This window comes from Micromonospora sp. WMMD708, assembly GCF_049315245.1.
Lineage (GTDB): Bacteria > Actinomycetota > Actinomycetes > Mycobacteriales > Micromonosporaceae > Micromonospora > Micromonospora wenchangensis.
In genome coordinates, this window is record NZ_CP186060.1 from 1,355,845 (window position 1) to 1,374,017 (window position 18,173).

An 18,173-nucleotide genomic window follows, 5' to 3' on the forward strand; every position below is an offset into this window, starting at 1 on the left:
ACCCGAACACCCTACGAAGCTGTTCGCCGCGAGCGCCAGCGCCGTACCCGGTCAGTCGTGCTTCGGACAGCCGGACGTACGGGCTACCGGGACCTGCCGGGTTTTCCGTCGGCGAGGGACTGCGCCCGGCGGCTCAGCGACTCGACGTGGGTGGTCAGCTCCCGTACCGCCGGCTCGTCGGCGTCGTCCAGGGTCGACAGCCGGTCGAGCAGGGCGGCGTGGTCGGCGGTCAACTGCCGGTAGCGTCGGACGAAGCTGCTGTCGTCGCCGTCGGGCCGGCTGCTCAGCAGGGCGTACTTCGGGTCGAGGTCGATGATCTGCTGGGCCAGGCCGGCGGTGGCGGCGCTGAGTACGCTGCGGCTGTCGGTGCGCTCGTCGCGGCGGACCCGCCGGGCCGCCGCCAGCCGCCCGGCCCGCCGGCCGCCGAGGTAGAGCAGCGACGCTCCGGCGATGACCCCGGTCACCGCCGCGGCGGCGAGCAGGAACCGGGGCAGCGACGGGCTGATCGTCCGCGCGCCGTCGGGCACGGTGCCGGCCTTGACCAGCCGGTCGTAGTTGACGGCGACGACCTTCACGGCCTCCAGCGGACGGTCGACGAACGTGTCGATGCCCCGACCGATGATCATTTCTGCGGCGGCGGCCTTGCCCAGGTTCTTCTTCTCGTAGCCGGGCACCAGGGCGCAGCCGTAGGTGTCGTAGTCGTCGCCGTCGCGGCTGAGCACCAGCACGACGGTCCCGTCGGCGGCCCGGTGCACCCGTTTGCAGGTGTCCCGCAGGTCGGCCCCGGGGGAGCGCAGGATCACCACCAGCCGGCGGTTGCCGATGATCCGTTCCGCCTCGGCCCGGTCCACGTCGAGCCCGGGGTCGGCGTAGAACGACGTGGTGCGCACGTGCCTGGCGATCGGGCCGTCCAGCGCCCCGCCGCTCCACACCGCCCAGCCGGCCAGCACCAGGCAGCCCAGCACGGCCAGGCCGAACGGGGTGCCGAGCAGGCCGGCGACGCGTCCGGGCCCCGGACGGGCGGTGGCGGTCCGCGGGGATCGGGAACGTGTCATGACAGCCTGCCCCGCAGGTAGTTGTCCGGTCGGTAACTGGCGATGCCGACCTGGCGCGCGGTGTCGTCCAGTTCGGCCGCCGCCTCGTCGAGCAGGGTGCGGACGTGCCGGGCGGGCAGCTTCTCCTCCCACGCCGACCGGGCGGCCTGGAGTTTGACGATGCCCCGGGTCAGCGCCGGGTTGCTGCGGGCGTCGGTCAGCAGGGACACCTCGACGGCCAGCGCGGTCAACCCGGCCAGCCGGGTCGGCGCGGTGTCCCGCCGGCTGCCCAACCCGCGGTCGGGTCGGCGCAGCGACCGGGCCGACAGCACCATGAACGCCGCCACGCAGCCCGCGAAGAGCCACGGCAGCGCCGGCAGCGCCACCCGTAGCGGGTCGGCCGGCCGGTACGGCAGGGGCCGCTCGAACAGGCCCGCGTAGCGGATGTCGGTGACCCGGTTGAGGTAGACGCCCAGCACATTGCGCTGCGGGTAGTCGGTGCGGCTGAGCAGGTTGGCGAACTGGCCGTAGAAGCTCGCCCCGGCCAGCTCCGCGAAGTCCGCCGCGCCGGGTCCGTGGTATTCGATCCAGAGCCCGTACATCACCACGATCGGCTGGTCGGGGAAGCGGGCACTCAGGGCGGGGCCGTACCGGGGCAGGGGTTCGCCGTAGCGCTGCACGGGCAGCGCTACGTACCAGGCACCGTCGGGGAAGGCGTTGCGGGCGGCGGTCTCGGGTACGTCGGTGAGGGTCGCGCCGGGCGCGATGTGCCGGCCGGTCGCCCGCAGGTCGGTCAGGACGGTGCCCAGCTCCGGCCCGCTCGGCTCGCGCCAGCGCAACTCGTCCCGGTCGGCCGGGGTGGTCTCCTTGCGCAGTGTGGTGATCAGGGCGATCAGCAGGTCGGTCACGTCCCCGGTGGCGAACTGCGCCCGCCAGGCGGGCAGCCGGTCGGAGCTGGCCTGGTAGAAGCCGCCGCTGACCTCGGTGCCGATCACCCGGATCGTGGCGTTCTCCACGTCCCGGACCCGCTCCCGTTCGTCTTTGTCCAGGCCGGGCGGGGCGACCAGGATCCGGGTGTCGCCGGCCACCTCCCGCACCCGCTGCTCGTTCCAGTACGCCACCGAGCCCGGCAGGCGGACCACCGGCGCGGCGGCCACCAGCGCGGTCATCTCGTCCACCGACGGCACGGTGGCCCGGTCGGAGGTGCCGGCGCTGTCCGTGTCGACCCCGGCCGTCGACGCCGGTGACCGGCCGTAGCTGACGTCGATGCCCTGCTGCCGCTGGGCGAGCAGGAAGACCACCAGGACGAGCACGGCGATCCCGAGCAGCGTCCAGCGCACCGGCTCGGCCAGGCGGCGGTACCTGTCGGCGGTCACCGGTGCTCCCGCCACAGCCGGTCGGCCTGCCGGGCGTGCTCGGCCGCCGCCCGCGCCGCGTCGACCCCGCCGCGCCGGCCCGCGAGCGACTCGGCGCGGGTCAGCAGCCGTTCCGCCTCGGGCACCCGGTCGCCGGTGGCGTCCCGGCTGACGGCCGCGCTGTCGATCGCCGCCCGTGCGGCCGACCAGGCGGTCCGTCGCTGCTCGGCGTGGGCCCGTCGGTGGGGCAGCAGGCTGGTCGCCACGCCTGCGGTCACCAGCAGCGCCGCGCCGGCCAGCCAGAACAGGGAGGGGTCTGCCATGGGCTCCAACCGTTCGCCGGGGTCCGGGGGACGGCCCCCGGGGGTGGTCCGACCGAGTCTCGCCGATCGGGTCAACCCGCGCCACACGGGGCCTGACCAGGGCGGTTGTCGCTGCGAAGGGTGGTGTGACGGTGATCGTGAGTACGGGTGCTCATCCGGTGGCCGGCCCCGCCGACGATGATCGGGGCGTGCAGATGACGCGTACCCGTACCCTCCTCGGTGGTGTGTTCCTCGCGGCCGCGACGATCGGCACCTGGGCGGTCTGGCTGGGGTGGGAGAGCGGCTGGTCGACGGACCCCCGCACCGGCGCGACCACCGGCCCGTACGCGGTGTGGCAGGTGGCCGGCGCGGTGCTCACCCTGGTCGTGGTCGCCGCCGTCGCCGGCTGGCTGCTGAGCCCGGTGCTCGTGGCGCCGGTGATGACGGTGGCGTTCACGGCCGCCTGGTCGGGGCACGCGGCGGCGACCGACGACTCCGGGCTGTGGGCGGTGGGGGCGGTGCTGGTGCTCCTCGGCACCGGCCTCGGCAGCACCCTGGTCAGCCTCGGCACCCACCTGCTCCGCCGACGCCGCACCCGGTGACCGCACCGCCGGCCCGGCTGGCGGATTGCCGACAGGACGCCCGGGGCTGGCAGGGGGCACTGTTGATGCAGGTGGATGGGGGTGTGGCCGGGGAGGCGCGGCGCACCCGCCCGGCCGGCCGGCGGTGACCGTGCCCGGTCGCCACCGCCCGGTCCGGACAACGACGTCACCATCTCCGGCCGGCGGGCGTCGCGCCCGTCGACCGGGACAGCAAGGAAGGAGGGGCCGGGATGGCCGCTCCCACCGTGACCGCCAGCCTCGACGCCTCGACCTACTCCCCGGGTGAGCCGATGACGCTCACCGTCGGCTACGCCGACCCGGACACCCGCCCGGTGACCGTCACCATCGTGCTGACCGACCCGGACGGCAACAGCAGCGCCCCGGTGCGGGTCACCGCGGTCATCGACCCGCTCGGCGTCGAGGTCGCCGACGACTCCGGCCGGGCCTGGACGGTGGTCTCGGACACCGGGACGACCGCCGTGTACCGGGCGGTGGCCTGATGCCCCGGGTCACCGTGACCGTTCGTGACCAGGGCGGACGCACCGCCAGCGCGGCGGCCGACTACGCCCTCGCGCCCCCGGTGTGGGGTGGCTACTACCTGGCCGGCAACGCCGACCCGACGGCGGACCTGGTGGGCGGGAACTTCCGTTCGCTGACCCAGTACCGCAGCCTCGCCGACGCCTACGTCTTCCCCGGCTACGGCATGTCCTGGCTGCCTGATCTCGCTCGGGCCGGGGTCGCGCCGAACATGGTGCTGGAGTTGAAGCACTACGGCGCCGGCAGCCCCGGCGCGCAGACGTTCACCGTCGACGGGGTGACCTGGACCGTTCCCGCGCCGGCGATGACCATCCAGCAGCGTCCGGGCACCACCTGGCCCCGGGCGTACGGGTACGGGCAGGTGCTCGCCGGTCAGTGCGACGGGCTGCTCGCCCGCGCCCTGTCGCAGTACCGGACGTTGGGGTTCCCGGTGAACCTGCAACTCGCCTCGGAGTTGGACACCGACCACGAGTTCGGCACCACCGAGTCGGGGGTGTCGTTCACCTGGGCCGAGTCGGACGCCCGCGCGGTGCAGGCGCTGACCTACGTGGTGAACTGGTTGCGGGCCCGGGGTCTGCCCGCCGGCACCACCTTCTCGGTCGGCTCGGGCGGCTTCGACCGGGCCGCCTTCCGGCGTACCCATCCGGAGGCGTTGATGTCCCGGGTGGATTTCCTCCAGTGGAACGTCTACGCGACCGACCCGGCCCACACCGCGCTGGGCCGGTTCCGCCGGACGAGGGACTGGGCGGTGGCCGACCTCGGGCCGGTGGCGCTCTCCCGACCGGTGATCATCGCCGAGTGGGGGGTGCAGGTGTCCGCCTTCCCCGACCAGGCGGCCTGGATCGCCACCGTGCCAGCGGCCCTGGCCCGGCTCAACGCGGAGCGGGGGCCCCGGATCGTGCGGGCGAACTACTTCAACTCCGGCTGGGGCACCCTGACCCCGAAGCAGGCGGGCCTGGCCGCCCTGCGCGCCGCGTACGCGACCAGGCCGTTCGGCTGACTGCCGGCCGGCGGGGCCGCCGGGTCAGCGTCGGCGGGTCCTGCGCGGGTGCCCGCCCGGCTCCCTATGCTCGGGGCATGGAACTGCGGATCTTCACCGAGCCCCAGCAGGGCGCCACCTACGACCAACTGCTCACGGTGGCCCGCGCCGCCGAGGACGCCGGCTACGGTGCGTTCTTCCGCTCCGACCACTACGTGGCGATGGGGTCGTCCACCGGCGAACCCGGCCCCACCGACGCGTGGACCACCCTGGCCGGGCTGGCCCGGGACACCACCCGGATCCGGCTCGGCACGCTGGTCACGGCGGCCACCTTCCGGCTGCCCGGTCCGCTGGCGATCACCGTCGCCCAGGTCGACCAGATGAGCGGCGGCCGGGTCGAGCTGGGCATCGGGGCCGGCTGGTTCGCCGAGGAGCACACCGCCTACGGCATCCCGTTCCCGTCGGTGGGGGAGCGCTTCGACCGGCTGGAGGAGCAGCTCGCCGTCATCACCGGCCTGTGGGAGACCCCGGCCGGCGGGCGCTTCGACCACGCCGGGAAGTTCTACCCGGTCAGCAACTCCCCGGCGCTGCCCAAGCCGGTGCAGCAGCCCCGCCCGCCGATCCTGCTCGGCGGCAAGGGCCCCAAACGCACCCCGCGACTGGCCGCCCGCTACGCCGACGAGTTCAACCTGCCCTTCGTCTCGGTCGAGGAGACGGTCGCCCAGTTCGGCCGGGTCCGCGAAGCCTGTGCCGAGGCGGGCCGCGACCCGGGCACCCTGCGCTGGTCCAACGCGCTGGTGCTCTGCTGCGGTCGGGACGACGCCGAGGTGGCCCGCCGGGCCGCCGTCATCGGTCGGGAGCCGGCCGAGCTGCGGCGCAACGGCGTCGCCGGCACCCCCGCCGAGGTGGTCGACACGATCGGCCGGTACGCCGAGGCCGGCAGCGAGCGGATCTACCTCCAGGTGCTCGACCTGGCCGACCTGGACCAGCTGGAACTGGTCGCCGCCGAGGTGATGCCCCAGCTGTGAGGCCGGCGGCCACCTACCGGGCGGCCGGGCGGTCAGCGGTGCCGGACGCCCGGCTCGCGCAGCACCGTGTCCAACCGGCCGTCCCGGTCGCTGTCCAGGTAGGTGATGTCCGGTACGCCGTCGCCGTCCAGGTCGAACTGGACCACGTCGGCGATCCCGTCCCCGTCCAGGTCGGTCACCACCTGCGTCGAACCGTCCAGGTGGTGGGTGACGATCGAGTGCGCCCCGCCCGGCGTCACGTGGGGCGTCGGCGCGGTCGTCGGTCCCGTCCGGTCCGGGTACGCCGACGGCGGGGCGCTCGCCGGCTCCAGGCCGACCCCGGTCGGGTCGATCTCCTCCTCGGACGGGTAGACGTCGCCGTGCAGGATCGGGTCGCGGTAGCTGCTCATCGCGCCATGGTTCCCCGTGGACGCCGCCGACAACCGTGCCGGATGATGCACCGGACCGCGCTCATCGACGGGGAGACGACGTGGAGCTGCACCGGGAACGGGGCCGGCAGGTGCTGCCGGCGGTGTGCGTACTGGCCGGGACGGTGCTGCTGGCCACCGGCGGCGGGCCGCTGCGGACGGCCACCGCGCTCGGCGGCGTCGCGCTGGGCGGGGTGGGGCTGGCCAACACCCTGCGACCGTTCCGGTTCGTCATCGACGCCGACGGGCTGACCGTCCGCCGACGGGGGCTGCGGCGTCGGCTGCGCTGGGCCGAGCTGGCCCTGGTCGTGCTGGACCGTCCGGCACCCGGCGGCGGCGGGGTGCGGCTGCTCGGCGTACCCGTCGAGGGTGTCGGGTTGCCGCCCGACGCCCGGGTCGACGGCCGGCCGGCGACCGAACTGCTCGACCTGGGCCAGGTGCGGGAGAACCCCGACGAGATCGCGACGGCCCTGGCCCGGTACGCCGGCCACCGGTTCCGCGACGACCGGGGAGCGGCGGTCCGTTCCGCCACCGACTTCGCCGTCGCACTGCGCGGGTACAGTTCCGACGTGGTCGACACACTGGTGGGACACGCCCGCGCGGCACTGGACTCGGACGACCCGGCGCGCCGCCGGGCGGCCCGCGACGAGCTGGCCGCCGCCAGGGCGCAGGGCCTGCCGGTCGGCCTGCGCGGCTACGACGTACGGCAGGTCGACGCGGCGTTGGACGACCTGTACGCGGCGCTGACCGAGGGCGGCGACGCGTGAGCGGGGCACCCTGGCACAACTGGGCCGGCAACGTGCACTACGCCGCCCGTGCCTTCCACCGGCCGACCACCCTCGACGAGCTGCGCCGGCTGGTCGCCGGCAGCGACCGGGTGCGGGCGGTCGGCAGCGGCCACTCGTTCAACCGGATCGGCGACACCACCGGCGACCTGGTCTCGCTGGCCGGGTTGCCGCCCACCGTCGAGGTCGACCGGGAGCGCGGCACCGTCACCGTCGCCGCCGGGCTGCGCTACGGGGACGTGGCGACCCGGCTGCACGAGCAGGGGCTGGCCCTGGCCAACCTCGCCTCGCTGCCGCACATCTCGGTGGCCGGCGCGGTAGCCACCGGCACCCACGGTTCCGGCGACGGCAACCGCAACCTGGCCGCCGCCGTGGCCGGTCTGGAACTGGTCACCGCCGACGGGGACGTGCTCACCGTGGACCGGTCCGCCGGTGACCGGTTCGCCGGCATGGTGGTGTCGCTCGGCGCGCTGGGCGTGGTCACCCGGGTCACCCTGAACGTGCTGCCCACCTTCACCGTCCGCCAGTACGTCCGCGAGGGCCTGCCCGTCGGCGCGCTGGACGCGGCGCTCGCCTCGGCGTACAGCGTCAGCGGGTTCACCACCTGGCGCTCGACGGACATCGACCAGGTCTGGCGCAAGCAGCTCGCCGACGCCCCGCCGCCGGAGCCGGACTGGCTCGGCACCACCCCGGCCGACCGGCCGGCGCACCCGGTGCCCGGGATGGACCCGGTGAGCTGCACCCCGCAGTTCGGCGAGCCCGGCCCGTGGCACGAGCGGCTGCCGCACTTCCGGCTCGGCTTCCTGCCGAGCAGCGGCGACGAACTCCAGTCCGAGTACCACCTGCCCCGGTCGGCCGGGGCCGGGGCGCTCGCCGCGCTGGCCGGGATGCGGGAGCGGATCGCGCCCGTGTTGCAGATCTGCGAGCTGCGTACCGTCGCCGCCGACGAGCTGTGGCTCAGCCCCAACCAGGGGCGCGACACGCTGGCCGTGCACTTCACCTGGGTCGACGACGCGGCGGCGGTGCAGCCGGTGCTGGCCGAGATCGAGTCCCGGCTCGCCCCGTTCGACCCCCGGCCGCACTGGGGGAAGGTCTTCACCCTCGCCCCGGCCGTCGTCGCCGCGACCTTCCCCCGGTACGCCGACTTCGCCGCCCTGCTCACCGAGCTGGACCCGGACGGGGTGTTCCGCACCGACCTGCTCGACCACTACTTCCCCCGCGCCTGACCACCCGACCGCAGCGGGCACCGGAAGTCGGGTCCGGCCGCTTCCGGCTGCCTGGCGTCGATCACGCAAGCGGAAGGAGATCAGGTGCTGGACCGGCTGAACGAGGCGCTGGCGTACGTGGAACGGCACCTCGACGCACCGATCGAGGTGGCCGACCTGGCGCGGATCACCCTCACTTCGGAGTACCACTTCCGGCGGATGTTCTCGGCGCTGGCCGGGATGCCGCTGTCGGAGTACGTCCGCAGGCGGCGGCTCACCGTCGCGGCGGCCGAGGTGCTGGCGGGCGAGCGGACGCTGCTCGACGTCGCGGTCCGCCACGGGTACGGCTCGACCGAGGCGTTCACCCGGGCGTTCCGGGCGATGCACGGCATCGGGCCGGGTGAGGCACGGCGCACGGGGGCCGTGCTGCACTCCCAGCAGCGGTTGTCCTTCCGGCTCGTGGTCGAAGGAAGCGGCAGCATGCGGTACCGGGTGGTGGAGAAACCGGCGTTCCGGCTGGTGGGCCGGCGGGCCCGGGTGCCACTGGTGCACGAGGGGATGAACCCCGCGATCGTGGCCTTCCTCAGGGGTATCCCGGCGGAGACGACGGCCCGGATCGCGGCGTTGTCCGACCAGGAGCCGGCGGGCATCGTCAACGTCAGCGACCTGCCCGGCGAGGACCGGTCCGAGGGCGTCGAGCTGGACTACTGGTACGGGGCGGTGACCGGCGCGGACGTGCCGGACGACCTGGAGGCGCTCGACGTGCCGGCGGGGACCTGGGCGGTCTTCGCGGCCTCCGGGGAGTTCCCGGCGGCCGTGCAGCACCTGTGGCGGGACGTGTTCACCCAGTGGTTCCCGTCGAACCCCTACCGCAGCCGGCCGGGCCCGGAGATCTCCCGGGTCCGTATCGCGGCAGGTGGCAGCCACGCCGACGCCGAACTGTGGATCCCGGTGGAGCGGGCCGGCACCGCCTGATCGACTCCTCGGCGGCGATGTTGCGGCATCAACGTGCCGTGGATGCCGCAACATCGCCGCAATTGCGGCACACGCGGCGCGCGGCCCCGCCGCCGGTCACCCGGCGGGGTGGGGGCGCAGGGTGCTGCGTTGGACGGCGCGGCTGATGTCGCTGGGGGAGACGATGCCGACGAGCTGGTCGCCCGTCACCACCAGGGCGCGGCCGTCGGAGCACTCGCCGAGCCGGGGGAGCAGATCGTTGAGCTGTTCCTCCGGCCGGGCCAGCACGAGGTCGTCGGCCCGGCAGGCGACCTCGGCCAGGGTGGTGGCGGCCCGCCGGTCGGGCGGGACGCCGCGTACCCGGTCCAGGGTGACCAGGCCGACGGGCCGGCCGTCCTCGGTCAACGGCAGCGCCGTGTGCCGGTAGGCGAACAGGTAGTGGTCGACGAAGTCGGCGACGGTCATCTCCGCCGACGCGGTCTGCGGCTGCGGGGTCATCACCTCACCGACCCGCACGCCGGTCAGCGCGCTGCCCAGCCGGGCCTGGCGCTCCTCCGTCCCGGCCGCGCCGATCAGGAACCAGCCGATCAACGCCAGCCAGAGCCCACCTACCCCGTACCCGGCCAGGAACTGCCAGATGCCCAGGCCGATCAGCAGCACGCCGAGCACCCAGCCGGCGCGGGCGGCCACCACCGAAGCCCGGGCCCTGTCGCCGGTGGCCTTCCACACGGCGGCGCGCAGCAGCCGGCCCCCGTCGAGCGGGGCGGCCGGCAGGACGTTGAACACCGCCAGCAGCACGTTGATCCCGGCCAGCCAGGACACCGAGCCGAGCAGCAGCCCCTCCTGCCCGGCCAGCGCCAGCAGCACCGCGATCGCCCCGAAGAACACCCCGAGGACCAGGCTGACCAGCGGGCCGACCCCGGAGATGCGCAGCTCCGCGCCCGGGTCGGCGGGCTCGCCACGCAGCTCGGCCACGCCGCCGAACAGCCACAGCGTGATCCCCTCCACCTGGAGGCCGTTGCGTTTCGCCACCACCGCGTGCGACACCTCGTGGGCCAACAGGCCGACGAAGAAGACCACCGCCGCCGCCAGCCCGGCCAGCAGGTACGCCCAGCCGGGCCGGTCGGGGTACGAGCGGGGGAACTGGTTGGCCGACAGCAACCACGCGATCAGCACGAAGATGACCAGGACGCTCCAGTTGACCCCGACGGGTACCCCCGCGATCCGGCCAAGCCGGAAACTCGCCCTCATGCCCCGCTCATACCCGGCGCCGCCGCGCCCATGCCGGGCCGTCGCGACGGGTCCCGGCGTCCGGGCCCGGTCAGGGTCAGGGGCGTCCGTCTGGTTGACCGGTCGGGAATACTGGACGGGGTGACGCTGATCGATGAGGGTGACGACCCGTACCGCTGGTTGGAGGAGCTGGACGCGGAGCCGGCCGCCGCCTGGGTCCGCGAGCGCAACGCGGCGACCGTCGCGGCGCTGACCGGCGACGACGCGTTCGTCGCGATGCAGGCCGAGATCCGGCAGGTGCTCGACGCCGACGACCGCATCCCGTACCCGGGCTGGCGCGGCGACGGGTACTACTACGACTACTGGCGGGACGCGGCGCACCCCCGGGGGCTGTGGCGGCGTACCACGCTGGCGGAGTACCGGCGGCCCGAGCCGGCCTGGGACGTGCTGCTCGACCTGGACGCGCTGGCCGCCGCCGAGGAGGAGAACTGGGTCTGGGACGGGGTGACGGTGCTGCGGCCCGGCCACCGCCGCTGCCTGGTCAGCCTGTCCCGGGGTGGCAAGGACGCGGTGGTGGTCCGCGAGTACGACCTCGACACCCGCGCCTTCGTGCCCGACGGGTTCACCCTCGCCGAGGCCAAGAGCGACGTCACCTGGATCGACGCCGACCGGATCTACGTCGGCACCGACCTCGGCCCCGGGTCGCTGACCGTTTCCGGCTATCCGAGGGTGATCCGCCGGTGGCGGCGGGGCACCCCGTTGAACGAGGCCGAGATCGTCTACGAGGGGCAGGCCGAGGACGTCTCCGCGTACGCCTCGCACGACCCGACACCCGGGTACGAACGGGACTTCGTCGGCCGTAGCCTGGACTTCTACCGCACCCGCAGTTTCCTGCTGACCCCCGACGGCGACAAGGTCCCGGTCCCGGTGCCCGAGGACGCCCAGTGGGACGTGCACCGGCAGTGGCTGGTGATCCGGTTGCGTACCCCGTGGGAGGTCGCCGGGGTCACCCATCCGGCGGGGGCGCTGCTGGCGACCAGGTTCGACGACTTCCTCGCCGGGGGCCGCGACCTCACCGTGCTGTTCGAGCCCGACGGGCGGACCGCGCTGAGCTACCACGTCTGGACCCGTAACCACCTGATCCTGGCCACCCTGGTCGACGTACGGCGGCGGTTGTCGGTGCTGACCCCCGACGGCGCGTCGGGCTGGCGGCGGACGCCGCTGGCCGGGGTGTCGGCCGACGACGACACCTGGATCGTGGACACCGACCCGGACCTCGGCGACGACTACCTGATCGCCTCCACCGGCTACCTGCGGCCGGCGACGCTGCGGCTGGGCCGTGTCGGCGGGCCGGTCGAGACCCTCAAGCGGGAGCCGGCGTTCTTCGACGCCACCGGGCTGACCGTGCGCCAGTTCTTCGCCACCTCCGCCGACGGCACCCGGGTGCCGTACTCGGTGGTCGGCGACCCGGCGGCGTCCGCCCGGCCCACCCTGCTCACCGGGTACGGCGGGTTCGAGATCTCGCTGACGCCGCACTACGACGGGGTGCTCGGCCGGGGCTGGCTGGCCCGGGGCGGCACCTACGTGGTGGCGAACATCCGGGGCGGCGGAGAGTACGGGCCGCGCTGGCACCGGGCGGCGCTGCGCGAGAACCGCCCCCGGGCGTACGAGGACTTCGCCGCCGTCGCCGCCGACCTGGTGACCCGGGGGATCACCACCCCGGGACAGCTCGGCATCGAGGGCGGCAGCAACGGGGGGCTGCTGATGGGGGCCATGCTGACCCGCTACCCGACGCTGGTCGGCGCGGTGGTGGCGAACGTGCCGCTGCTGGACATGCGCCGCTACCACCTGCTGCTCGCCGGGGCCTCCTGGACGGCCGAGTACGGCGACCCGGACGACCCGGCCGACTGGGCGTTCCTGCGGGGGTACTCGCCGTACCACAACGTGCGGCCCGGGGTGACGTACCCGCCGGTCCTGCTCGTCACCTCGACCCGCGACGACCGGGTGCACCCGGGGCACGCCCGGAAGATGGCCGCCCTGCTGGGCGCGCACGGCCAGGACGTGTCGTACTACGAGAACGTCGAGGGCGGGCACGGCGCGGCGAGCAACAACGAGCAGCGGGCGTTCCTGTCGGCGTTGACGTTACGTTTTCTGTGGCGGCGCCTGGGCGATCGGTGACGGTACGCCGGTCGGGGCGCATCCCGGCGTATCCCGGGAATGGTGGTTCCTGACATCGGCGGAAACGAGAATTCCACAGTGGATGTGAATATGTCGCCGAGGGAACTCGCTTTTTGTCAGTGAGGTGACTCGGCGCTGAATGTCCTTGAAGTCGGCGTACACGAATGACTACTATCTGTAGTTGTCGACTTCGGGGAGGGACCATGAAACTGCGCTTTCTCACCACATCCAGCAACTCCGGCTCGTGCCCGAGCCTGTACGAGACCGACAATGGCGACATCGTGGTGCAGGGCTACCGGTTGACCGACCCGGAGGCGCTCGCCCAGTTGCGCGACGTACTGCCCGACGAGACGTTCGTCGTGGTGCCCCGCCGACTGATGTCCTGGTTCGAGCAGAAGGACTGACATGGGGTCGCTCGTCACCGACCCCGCCGCTTTCCAACGCCTCTTCGCCGACTTCCACCACGCCGCCTTCAAGTTGGAGGTCCGCCGGTCGTACGGCGTGCCCGCCGAGGACGAGCCGTTCCAGGTCTTTCTCGCCGGGGGTGACCCGGGCGTCGACTGGCTGCGGCCGTGGCTCGACCTGATGCGGGCCGAGACGGCGAAGGGCAAGCGGGTGGAGCGGGTCCGGGTCGTCGACGAGCCACCGAGCGACTACCTGCGGTTCGAGATGTCGGTGACGCCCCACAACCTCGCGGCGGGCGAGGACATCCGCTACCTCGACCGCCGCCGGGCGACCGAGCTGACCCTGCCGCGGTACGACTTCTGGTTGTTCGACTCGCAACTCGTCGCGTTCCTGCACTTCACCGACGACGACCGGTTCGTGGGCTTCAGCACCACCGAGGACCCGGCGGAGGTGTTGAAGCACTGCCAGTGCCGTGACCGGGCCTGGACGAGGGCCACCCCGTTCCCGACGCCGCCCGGCACCGTCGCGGCAGCGGCCTGATCGGCACCGCGATGTCGCCGGGTCGGCACGGACTGTCGGACGTCAATGCGTCAGGCATCCTTCCGGCCCGCCGACAGGTGGGCGGCCGGTGTCATGGGTGACGACCGGCGCCGGGTGGAAAACGATTTCTCCGGCCGCAGCGGGGCGGTGGTCCAGGCCGGGCTCATTCAGGGCGACGTGAACCTGCGCACGATCACGGAAACGCCACTGCCGTCACCGCGGCAGTTGCCTCCCGCGACCAAGGGGTTCATCGACCGCGAGGTGCACATTCAGCAACTCGACTCGCTGCTCGACGAGGTCGAACTGATCACCGACAAGGCGCAACTGCCCGTCGTCACCATCTCCACCATCTCGGGCAGCGCCGGAGTGGGGAAGACGGCGCTGGCCGTGCACTGGGCGCACCGGGTGCGGCAACGCTTTCCCGACGGGGACCTCTACATCAACCTGCGTGGATACGATGCCGTTCCGCCACTGACCCCCCACGAGGCCCTCGACGGCTTCCTCCGGGCGATGGACGTGCCCGCCGACAAGGTGCCCCGGGACCTGCACGACCGCACCGCGCTCTACCGGTCGTTGACCACCGGCCGGCGGATGCTGATCCTGCTCGACAATGCCGCCACCGCCGAGCAGGTGCGGCCGCTGCTCCCCGCCGCACCGAGTTGCATGGTGATCATCACGAGTCGCAGCCGGCTCTCCGGGCTGACCGTGCGCGACGGTGCCATCCGGGCGGTGTTGGACGTGTTGTCGCGCCACGATGCGACCCGGCTGCTCAGGGTCACCATCGGTGCTGAGCGGGTCGACGGGCAACCCGAGGCGGTGGCCCGGCTGATCGCGCTCTGCTCGCACCTGCCACTCGCCCTGCGGATCGTCGCCGACCGCGCCCGGCTCGACGAGGAACGGCCGCTCGCGGAGCTGGTGGAGGAGCTGGCCGCCGAGGAGAGCCGCCTCGACGCCCTGGCCGTCGAGGACGACGACCTGTCGGCCGTACGGACGGTCTTCTCCTGGTCGTACCAGGCATTGGGGGCCGAGACGGCGCGGGTGTTCCGGCTGGTCGGCCTGCACCCCGGAGCCGACATCGCGGTCGACGCGGCGGCCCGGCTCACCGGGATCGCCCCCTCGGTCGCGCGCCGCCACCTCGATTCGCTTGTCGGACTGCACCTGCTCACCCGCAGCGGACCGCACCGGTTCCGCCTGCACGATCTGCTGAGGCTGTACGCGATGGAACGAGCGACCCTCGACGAGAGCCCGGGGGCCGTCCACGCCGCCCGGGAGCGACTGCTGCGGTGGTACCTGCACCACGCCTACGCGGCCTACCGGGCGATCCTTCCGCAGGGCCGGCCCCTGCCCGACGTCGACGTCCCACCCGACACGACGCTCGACGACGCCCTGAAGTGGTGCGAGCACGAACGGCTCAACCTGCTCGACGTGGTCCGCGCCGCGCCCGGGTGGGGCCACCACCGGCTCGGCTGGCAGATCGCGCTCGCCAGCATGGCCTTCTTCGAGCGCCGGTCCTACTGGCAGGCGTGGATCGACAGCCACCTCGCGGGCCTGGACTGCGCCCGTCACCTGGGTGACCGCCGTGCCGAAGGGTGGCTGCTGCTCAGCCTCGGCGACGCCTGGTGGGACCGGGGGGACCTCGCCGAGGCCGGGCGCTGCTACGCCGGCTCACTGGACGCGGCACGGGAGGTCGCCGACGCGTGGACCACCGGGTACGCCCTGCGCGGGTGCGGCCTCGTTGACGAGGACCGGGGTGACTTCGCCGAGGCGACCCGCTACGCCCGGGAGGCGCTGCGGACCTTCCGGCAGCTGGGCGAGGAACGCGGCATCGGCCTGGCCCTGATGAGCCTCGGCAACGCGCTACGCGGCGCGGGCCGCTACGCCGAGGCCCTCGTCTCGTATGACGACGCGACGACGGTGTTCGAGCGGCTGCGGAACCGGTGGAGTCAGGGGCTCGTCGCTCTCCACCGGGGGCAGACGCTGCTGCACGCCGGTGAGCCTGCCCCGGCCCTGGCGGCGGTGACCTCGGCCGCCGCGCTGTTCCGCGAACTCGGCGACCGTCGGCACGCGGCCCTGGCCCGCTCGTACGAGGGCGACGCCCACCTCCGGCTCGACCAGCCGCACGCCGCCCGCGAAGCCCTGGCCGACGCGCTGCTGACGCTGCTGGAACTCGACGATCCTCTCGCGGCGGACGTACGACGACGCCTGGCCGCCCTCGACCACCACGACGCCGCGCCGCAGCAGCAGGGGGAACAGGATGGATGACCCGATTCTCACGGCGGTCGCCGTGGCACTGTCGACCCGCGCCGTCGAGGGCCTCAGCGGCGCGGCGCGGGAAGCCCTCGCGTCGGTGATGCGTCTCGTCCGCCGGAAGGCGGCAGAGCACCGCGCGCTGCGGGCCGCGCTCGCCGCCGAGCCCGCGTCCGGCGGGGGCGACGACCGGGCCGTCGCGGTGCGAAGGGCACTGGCCGACGCCGCCGTCCATGATCCGGACTTCGACCAGGAGCTACGCCGCCGCTGGGCGAGCTTCCACCAGACGACCGTACGGGCGGACGCGGTGACCAACACGGTGTCGGGTCAGGTCACCGGCCCGGTGGTACAGGCGCGCGACATCTCCGGCGGGGTGCACGTGGGGTTGCCCACACAGCAGCACCGCCGGCGGTGACGGCGCGTCGTGACGTGATGGCCGATCGTCAGTATGCAGCGGCTATGCTGAGAGTATGACTCGCCGTATCACGATCAGTTTGCCCGACGACGTGGCCGCCTACGTCGAACGCACCCAGGGCAACACGTCCGGTTTCATCGCGGGAGTCCTCCGTCGGAAGATGCGGGCGGACGGCCTCCGGGCCCGCTGGGCGCAGCTCGGTTACGTCGTCACCGATGACGACGTCGAGTCCACGAGGAGTCGTCTGGCAGCTCTTACCCCGATCAGTGACGAGCAGCATGCCCGGAATCTCGATTGGCTTCGCCAGTTCGACGAGGACGGCAGCGCCGCCGCGTGAACGGCCTGGTCCTCGACACCTCTGCGCTGCTCGCTTACGCCTCGGGAACCAGTGTCGAGCCGGGTGCCATGATCACTCTCGCCGAGGAGGACCCGGAGCAGCAGCTGTGGGTGCCCGCGCTCTGCCTAGGTCAGGCGCAGCTCGAACTGGCGGGTACCGCCTCCGCCGCCCTGCTCGACCTGCTGCTCACCGAGGACCGTGACATTCAGGTGGCCGTCTACGACGCCGCCACGAGCCGGCGGGTGGCGCGGCTGGCGGCGCGCACACAGGTGTCGTTGGATGCCGCGCACGCCGTCACCACCGCTGTGCTCTACCGCTGCTATCTGGTCACCCGGGATCCGAAGGCCCTGACGCCGGCGCTGCCCCCGGGAATGGAGATCCTCGACATCAGCGAGACCTGGGACTGAGGTTCCCGGAAAAGTGCTCGCTGCGCCGGCCCGACCACGACAGCGAACGGGTGCCGGTGGTGACGGTGCGTGCCGGCCTGCCCGGCGGGTAGGCCGACACGGTCGAACGATCAGTCAGGCTTGCCTGCGCAGGCGCAGCCGGGCTGCCCGGTCTTTGTCAGCCCCGGGGCGGCTGCTGCTTGAGGCTCGCCAGGAAACGCGTCCATGCCCGGGGTGCGAAGGCGAGGGTGGGCCCGGACGGGTCCTTGCTGTCGCGCAGCCCGACGACGCCGGGAAGGTTGTCGGCGACCTCGACGCAGTCGCCGCCGTTGTTGCTGCGGGTGGACTTGCGCCAGATGGCACCGGTCAGGTCAGGCACGGATGTACTCCTCTGCGATCTGCTGGATCAGCAACTTGGACTGGGATTCGTTCAGCGCCCGGTCTGTCATGTCGGCCCAGATGCTGTTGTAGGCAGAGATCTCGTGTGGCTTGTCGAGATAGATGGCCCCGGTTGCAGCCTCAAGGTAGGTCACCGGTGGCTCCACCTCCTTGCCGCGTTCGTCGAGGGGAAAGTCCATGATCGAGAATGCGCCGGTCATCGCCCCGGCATGCAGTCCCGCAGAAAATTCCAGCACATGAACGGTAACGTTCGGTAGCTCCGTAGCCTTCAGGATCTGGTGTAGCTGCTCAACCATGATCGTGGGGCCGCCGACCGGACGCCGCAAAACTGCCTCGTTCATGATTACGCTGAGTTGCGGTGCGGCGAAGCGGGTGAGCAGCCCTTGTCGTTCCACTCGTAGTTGGATGGCGCGCTGCTGCTCGTCGTGGTCCTCGGCGTCGATCGAGCCTCCAGGCATCCGGAAAACCTGTTCCGCGTAGGCACGCGTCTGGAGCAGGCCGGGTACCAGCTCGGGCTGGTACTTGCGGATTCTGGATGCGGCGGCCTCCAGGCCGATGTAGAGCTGGAACCAGCGGGGTAGGCCGGAGCCGACGTAGTCGTGCCACCAGTTCTTGTTCTCCCGGGTGGCCGCCGTCATGGCCAGGAGTAACTCGCTGTCCTCGGTGGAGGCCCCGTAGAGGCCGAGCATCTGCTGCACGTCGGCCTGCCGGTAGCGGACGTGCTCGGCACCGTTCTCGATCCGGTGCAGGGTGGCCCGTGCCCGGTCCAACTGCTCGGCGGCCTGCTCCGCCCCGACCACGACGGCGAGTGCTCCCGGCGGCGCGCGTGGCGGTGAGGGTACGCCGCT

The 18,173-nt window shown here is 72.9% G+C and carries 21 protein-coding genes; 14 read left to right on the plus strand and 7 right to left on the minus strand.

Annotation, left to right across the window (positions count from 1 at the left end):
* Positions 1 to 83: 83 nt before the first annotated feature.
* The 3 genes from ACN260_RS06240 to ACN260_RS06250 are packed head-to-tail and all read right to left on the minus strand — an operon-like array spanning position 84 to position 2,712.
* Positions 84 to 1,055 carry a hypothetical protein gene (locus ACN260_RS06240; RefSeq protein ID WP_422755092.1) on the minus strand — a complete coding sequence of 324 codons (972 nt, stop codon included), beginning with the start codon at positions 1,053 to 1,055 and terminating at the stop codon, positions 84 to 86.
* Positions 1,052 to 2,410, minus strand: a complete 1,359-nt coding sequence (locus tag ACN260_RS06245) for a hypothetical protein (RefSeq protein ID WP_422755093.1) — start codon at positions 2,408 to 2,410, stop codon at positions 1,052 to 1,054. The genes ACN260_RS06240 and ACN260_RS06245 overlap by 4 nt, the downstream gene beginning before the upstream one ends.
* Positions 2,407 to 2,712 (minus strand): DUF6403 family protein, encoded by a 306-nt coding sequence (locus ACN260_RS06250; RefSeq protein WP_422755094.1) that lies wholly within the window; start codon positions 2,710 to 2,712, stop codon positions 2,407 to 2,409. The genes ACN260_RS06245 and ACN260_RS06250 overlap by 4 nt, the downstream gene beginning before the upstream one ends.
* Before the next feature lie 131 nt (positions 2,713 to 2,843).
* Here ACN260_RS06250 and ACN260_RS06255 point away from each other — a divergent pair, with 131 nt between their 5' ends.
* From ACN260_RS06255 to ACN260_RS06270, 4 genes are all read left to right on the plus strand, one after another.
* On the plus strand, positions 2,844 to 3,293 hold the full coding sequence (locus ACN260_RS06255) for a hypothetical protein (RefSeq protein ID WP_422755095.1): 450 nt from the start codon (positions 2,844 to 2,846) through the stop codon (positions 3,291 to 3,293).
* A gap of 230 nt (positions 3,294 to 3,523) precedes the next feature.
* Positions 3,524 to 3,793, plus strand: a complete 270-nt coding sequence (locus ACN260_RS06260; RefSeq protein ID WP_422755096.1) for a hypothetical protein — start codon at positions 3,524 to 3,526, stop codon at positions 3,791 to 3,793.
* On the plus strand, positions 3,793 to 4,830 hold the full coding sequence (locus tag ACN260_RS06265) for a hypothetical protein (protein WP_422755097.1): 1,038 nt from the start codon (positions 3,793 to 3,795) through the stop codon (positions 4,828 to 4,830). The genes ACN260_RS06260 and ACN260_RS06265 overlap by 1 nt, the downstream gene beginning before the upstream one ends.
* 77 nt (positions 4,831 to 4,907) lie before the next feature.
* Positions 4,908 to 5,837, plus strand: a complete 930-nt coding sequence (locus tag ACN260_RS06270; RefSeq protein WP_422755098.1) for an LLM class F420-dependent oxidoreductase — start codon at positions 4,908 to 4,910, stop codon at positions 5,835 to 5,837.
* 32 nt (positions 5,838 to 5,869) lie between these two features.
* On the opposite strand, the gene ACN260_RS06275 is transcribed toward ACN260_RS06270, so the two are convergent.
* Positions 5,870 to 6,226, minus strand: a complete 357-nt coding sequence (locus ACN260_RS06275; RefSeq protein ID WP_422755099.1) for a thrombospondin type 3 repeat-containing protein — start codon at positions 6,224 to 6,226, stop codon at positions 5,870 to 5,872.
* Positions 6,227 to 6,306: 80 nt separating this feature from the next.
* On the opposite strand from ACN260_RS06275, the gene ACN260_RS06280 reads away from it, so the two are divergent.
* The 3 genes from ACN260_RS06280 (at position 6,307) to ACN260_RS06290 (ending at position 9,209) form a co-directional block, all read left to right on the plus strand.
* On the plus strand, positions 6,307 to 7,011 hold the full coding sequence (locus ACN260_RS06280) for a hypothetical protein (RefSeq protein WP_422755100.1): 705 nt from the start codon (positions 6,307 to 6,309) through the stop codon (positions 7,009 to 7,011).
* Positions 7,008 to 8,255 carry an FAD-binding protein gene (locus tag ACN260_RS06285; protein WP_422755101.1) on the plus strand — a complete coding sequence of 416 codons (1,248 nt, stop codon included), beginning with the start codon at positions 7,008 to 7,010 and terminating at the stop codon, positions 8,253 to 8,255. The genes ACN260_RS06280 and ACN260_RS06285 overlap by 4 nt, the downstream gene beginning before the upstream one ends.
* 84 nt (positions 8,256 to 8,339) lie before the next feature.
* A complete protein-coding gene (locus ACN260_RS06290; protein ID WP_422755102.1) occupies positions 8,340 to 9,209 on the plus strand; it encodes an AraC family transcriptional regulator in 870 nt (289 codons plus the stop codon).
* Between the two features lie 96 nt (positions 9,210 to 9,305).
* Here ACN260_RS06290 and ACN260_RS06295 read toward each other — a convergent pair whose 3' ends face one another.
* Complete coding sequence (locus ACN260_RS06295; RefSeq protein WP_422755103.1) at positions 9,306 to 10,439, minus strand: site-2 protease family protein; 1,134 nt, start codon at positions 10,437 to 10,439, stop codon at positions 9,306 to 9,308.
* 120 nt (positions 10,440 to 10,559) lie between these two features.
* On the opposite strand from ACN260_RS06295, the gene ACN260_RS06300 reads away from it, so the two are divergent.
* The 7 genes from ACN260_RS06300 (at position 10,560) to ACN260_RS06330 (ending at position 16,947) form a co-directional block, all read left to right on the plus strand.
* Positions 10,560 to 12,596: a prolyl oligopeptidase family serine peptidase gene (locus ACN260_RS06300; RefSeq protein ID WP_422755104.1), complete on the plus strand. Its 2,037-nt coding sequence runs from the start codon at positions 10,560 to 10,562 to the stop codon at positions 12,594 to 12,596.
* 203 nt (positions 12,597 to 12,799) lie between these two features.
* Positions 12,800 to 13,000, plus strand: a complete 201-nt coding sequence (locus ACN260_RS06305; RefSeq protein ID WP_357759335.1) for a hypothetical protein — start codon at positions 12,800 to 12,802, stop codon at positions 12,998 to 13,000.
* Between the two features lies 1 nt (position 13,001).
* Positions 13,002 to 13,541, plus strand: coding sequence for a DUF6879 family protein (locus ACN260_RS06310; RefSeq protein WP_422755105.1), 540 nt, complete (start codon positions 13,002 to 13,004; stop codon positions 13,539 to 13,541).
* A gap of 93 nt (positions 13,542 to 13,634) precedes the next feature.
* A complete protein-coding gene (locus ACN260_RS06315) occupies positions 13,635 to 15,803 on the plus strand; it encodes an ATP-binding protein (protein ID WP_422755106.1) in 2,169 nt (722 codons plus the stop codon).
* Positions 15,796 to 16,203 (plus strand): hypothetical protein, encoded by a 408-nt coding sequence (locus tag ACN260_RS06320; RefSeq protein ID WP_422755107.1) that lies wholly within the window; start codon positions 15,796 to 15,798, stop codon positions 16,201 to 16,203. The genes ACN260_RS06315 and ACN260_RS06320 overlap by 8 nt, the downstream gene beginning before the upstream one ends.
* A 55-nt stretch (positions 16,204 to 16,258) precedes the next feature.
* Positions 16,259 to 16,540, plus strand: coding sequence for a hypothetical protein (locus tag ACN260_RS06325; protein ID WP_422755108.1), 282 nt, complete (start codon positions 16,259 to 16,261; stop codon positions 16,538 to 16,540).
* The gene (locus ACN260_RS06330) at positions 16,537 to 16,947 is read left to right on the plus strand and encodes a hypothetical protein (RefSeq protein ID WP_422755109.1); all 411 of its coding nucleotides are present in this window, start codon (positions 16,537 to 16,539) and stop codon (positions 16,945 to 16,947) included. Before ACN260_RS06325 ends, ACN260_RS06330 begins: the two co-directional genes overlap by 4 nt.
* A gap of 157 nt (positions 16,948 to 17,104) precedes the next feature.
* On the opposite strand, the gene ACN260_RS06335 is transcribed toward ACN260_RS06330, so the two are convergent.
* Both ACN260_RS06335 and ACN260_RS06340 read right to left on the minus strand, forming a co-directional pair.
* Entirely contained in the window at positions 17,105 to 17,305 is a 201-nt protein-coding gene (locus tag ACN260_RS06335) for a DUF397 domain-containing protein (protein WP_422755110.1), read from the minus strand.
* The gene (locus tag ACN260_RS06340; RefSeq protein WP_422755111.1) at positions 17,298 to 18,125 is read right to left on the minus strand and encodes a helix-turn-helix domain-containing protein; all 828 of its coding nucleotides are present in this window, start codon (positions 18,123 to 18,125) and stop codon (positions 17,298 to 17,300) included. The genes ACN260_RS06335 and ACN260_RS06340 overlap by 8 nt, the downstream gene beginning before the upstream one ends.
* Between the last annotated feature and the right edge of the window lie 48 nt (positions 18,126 to 18,173).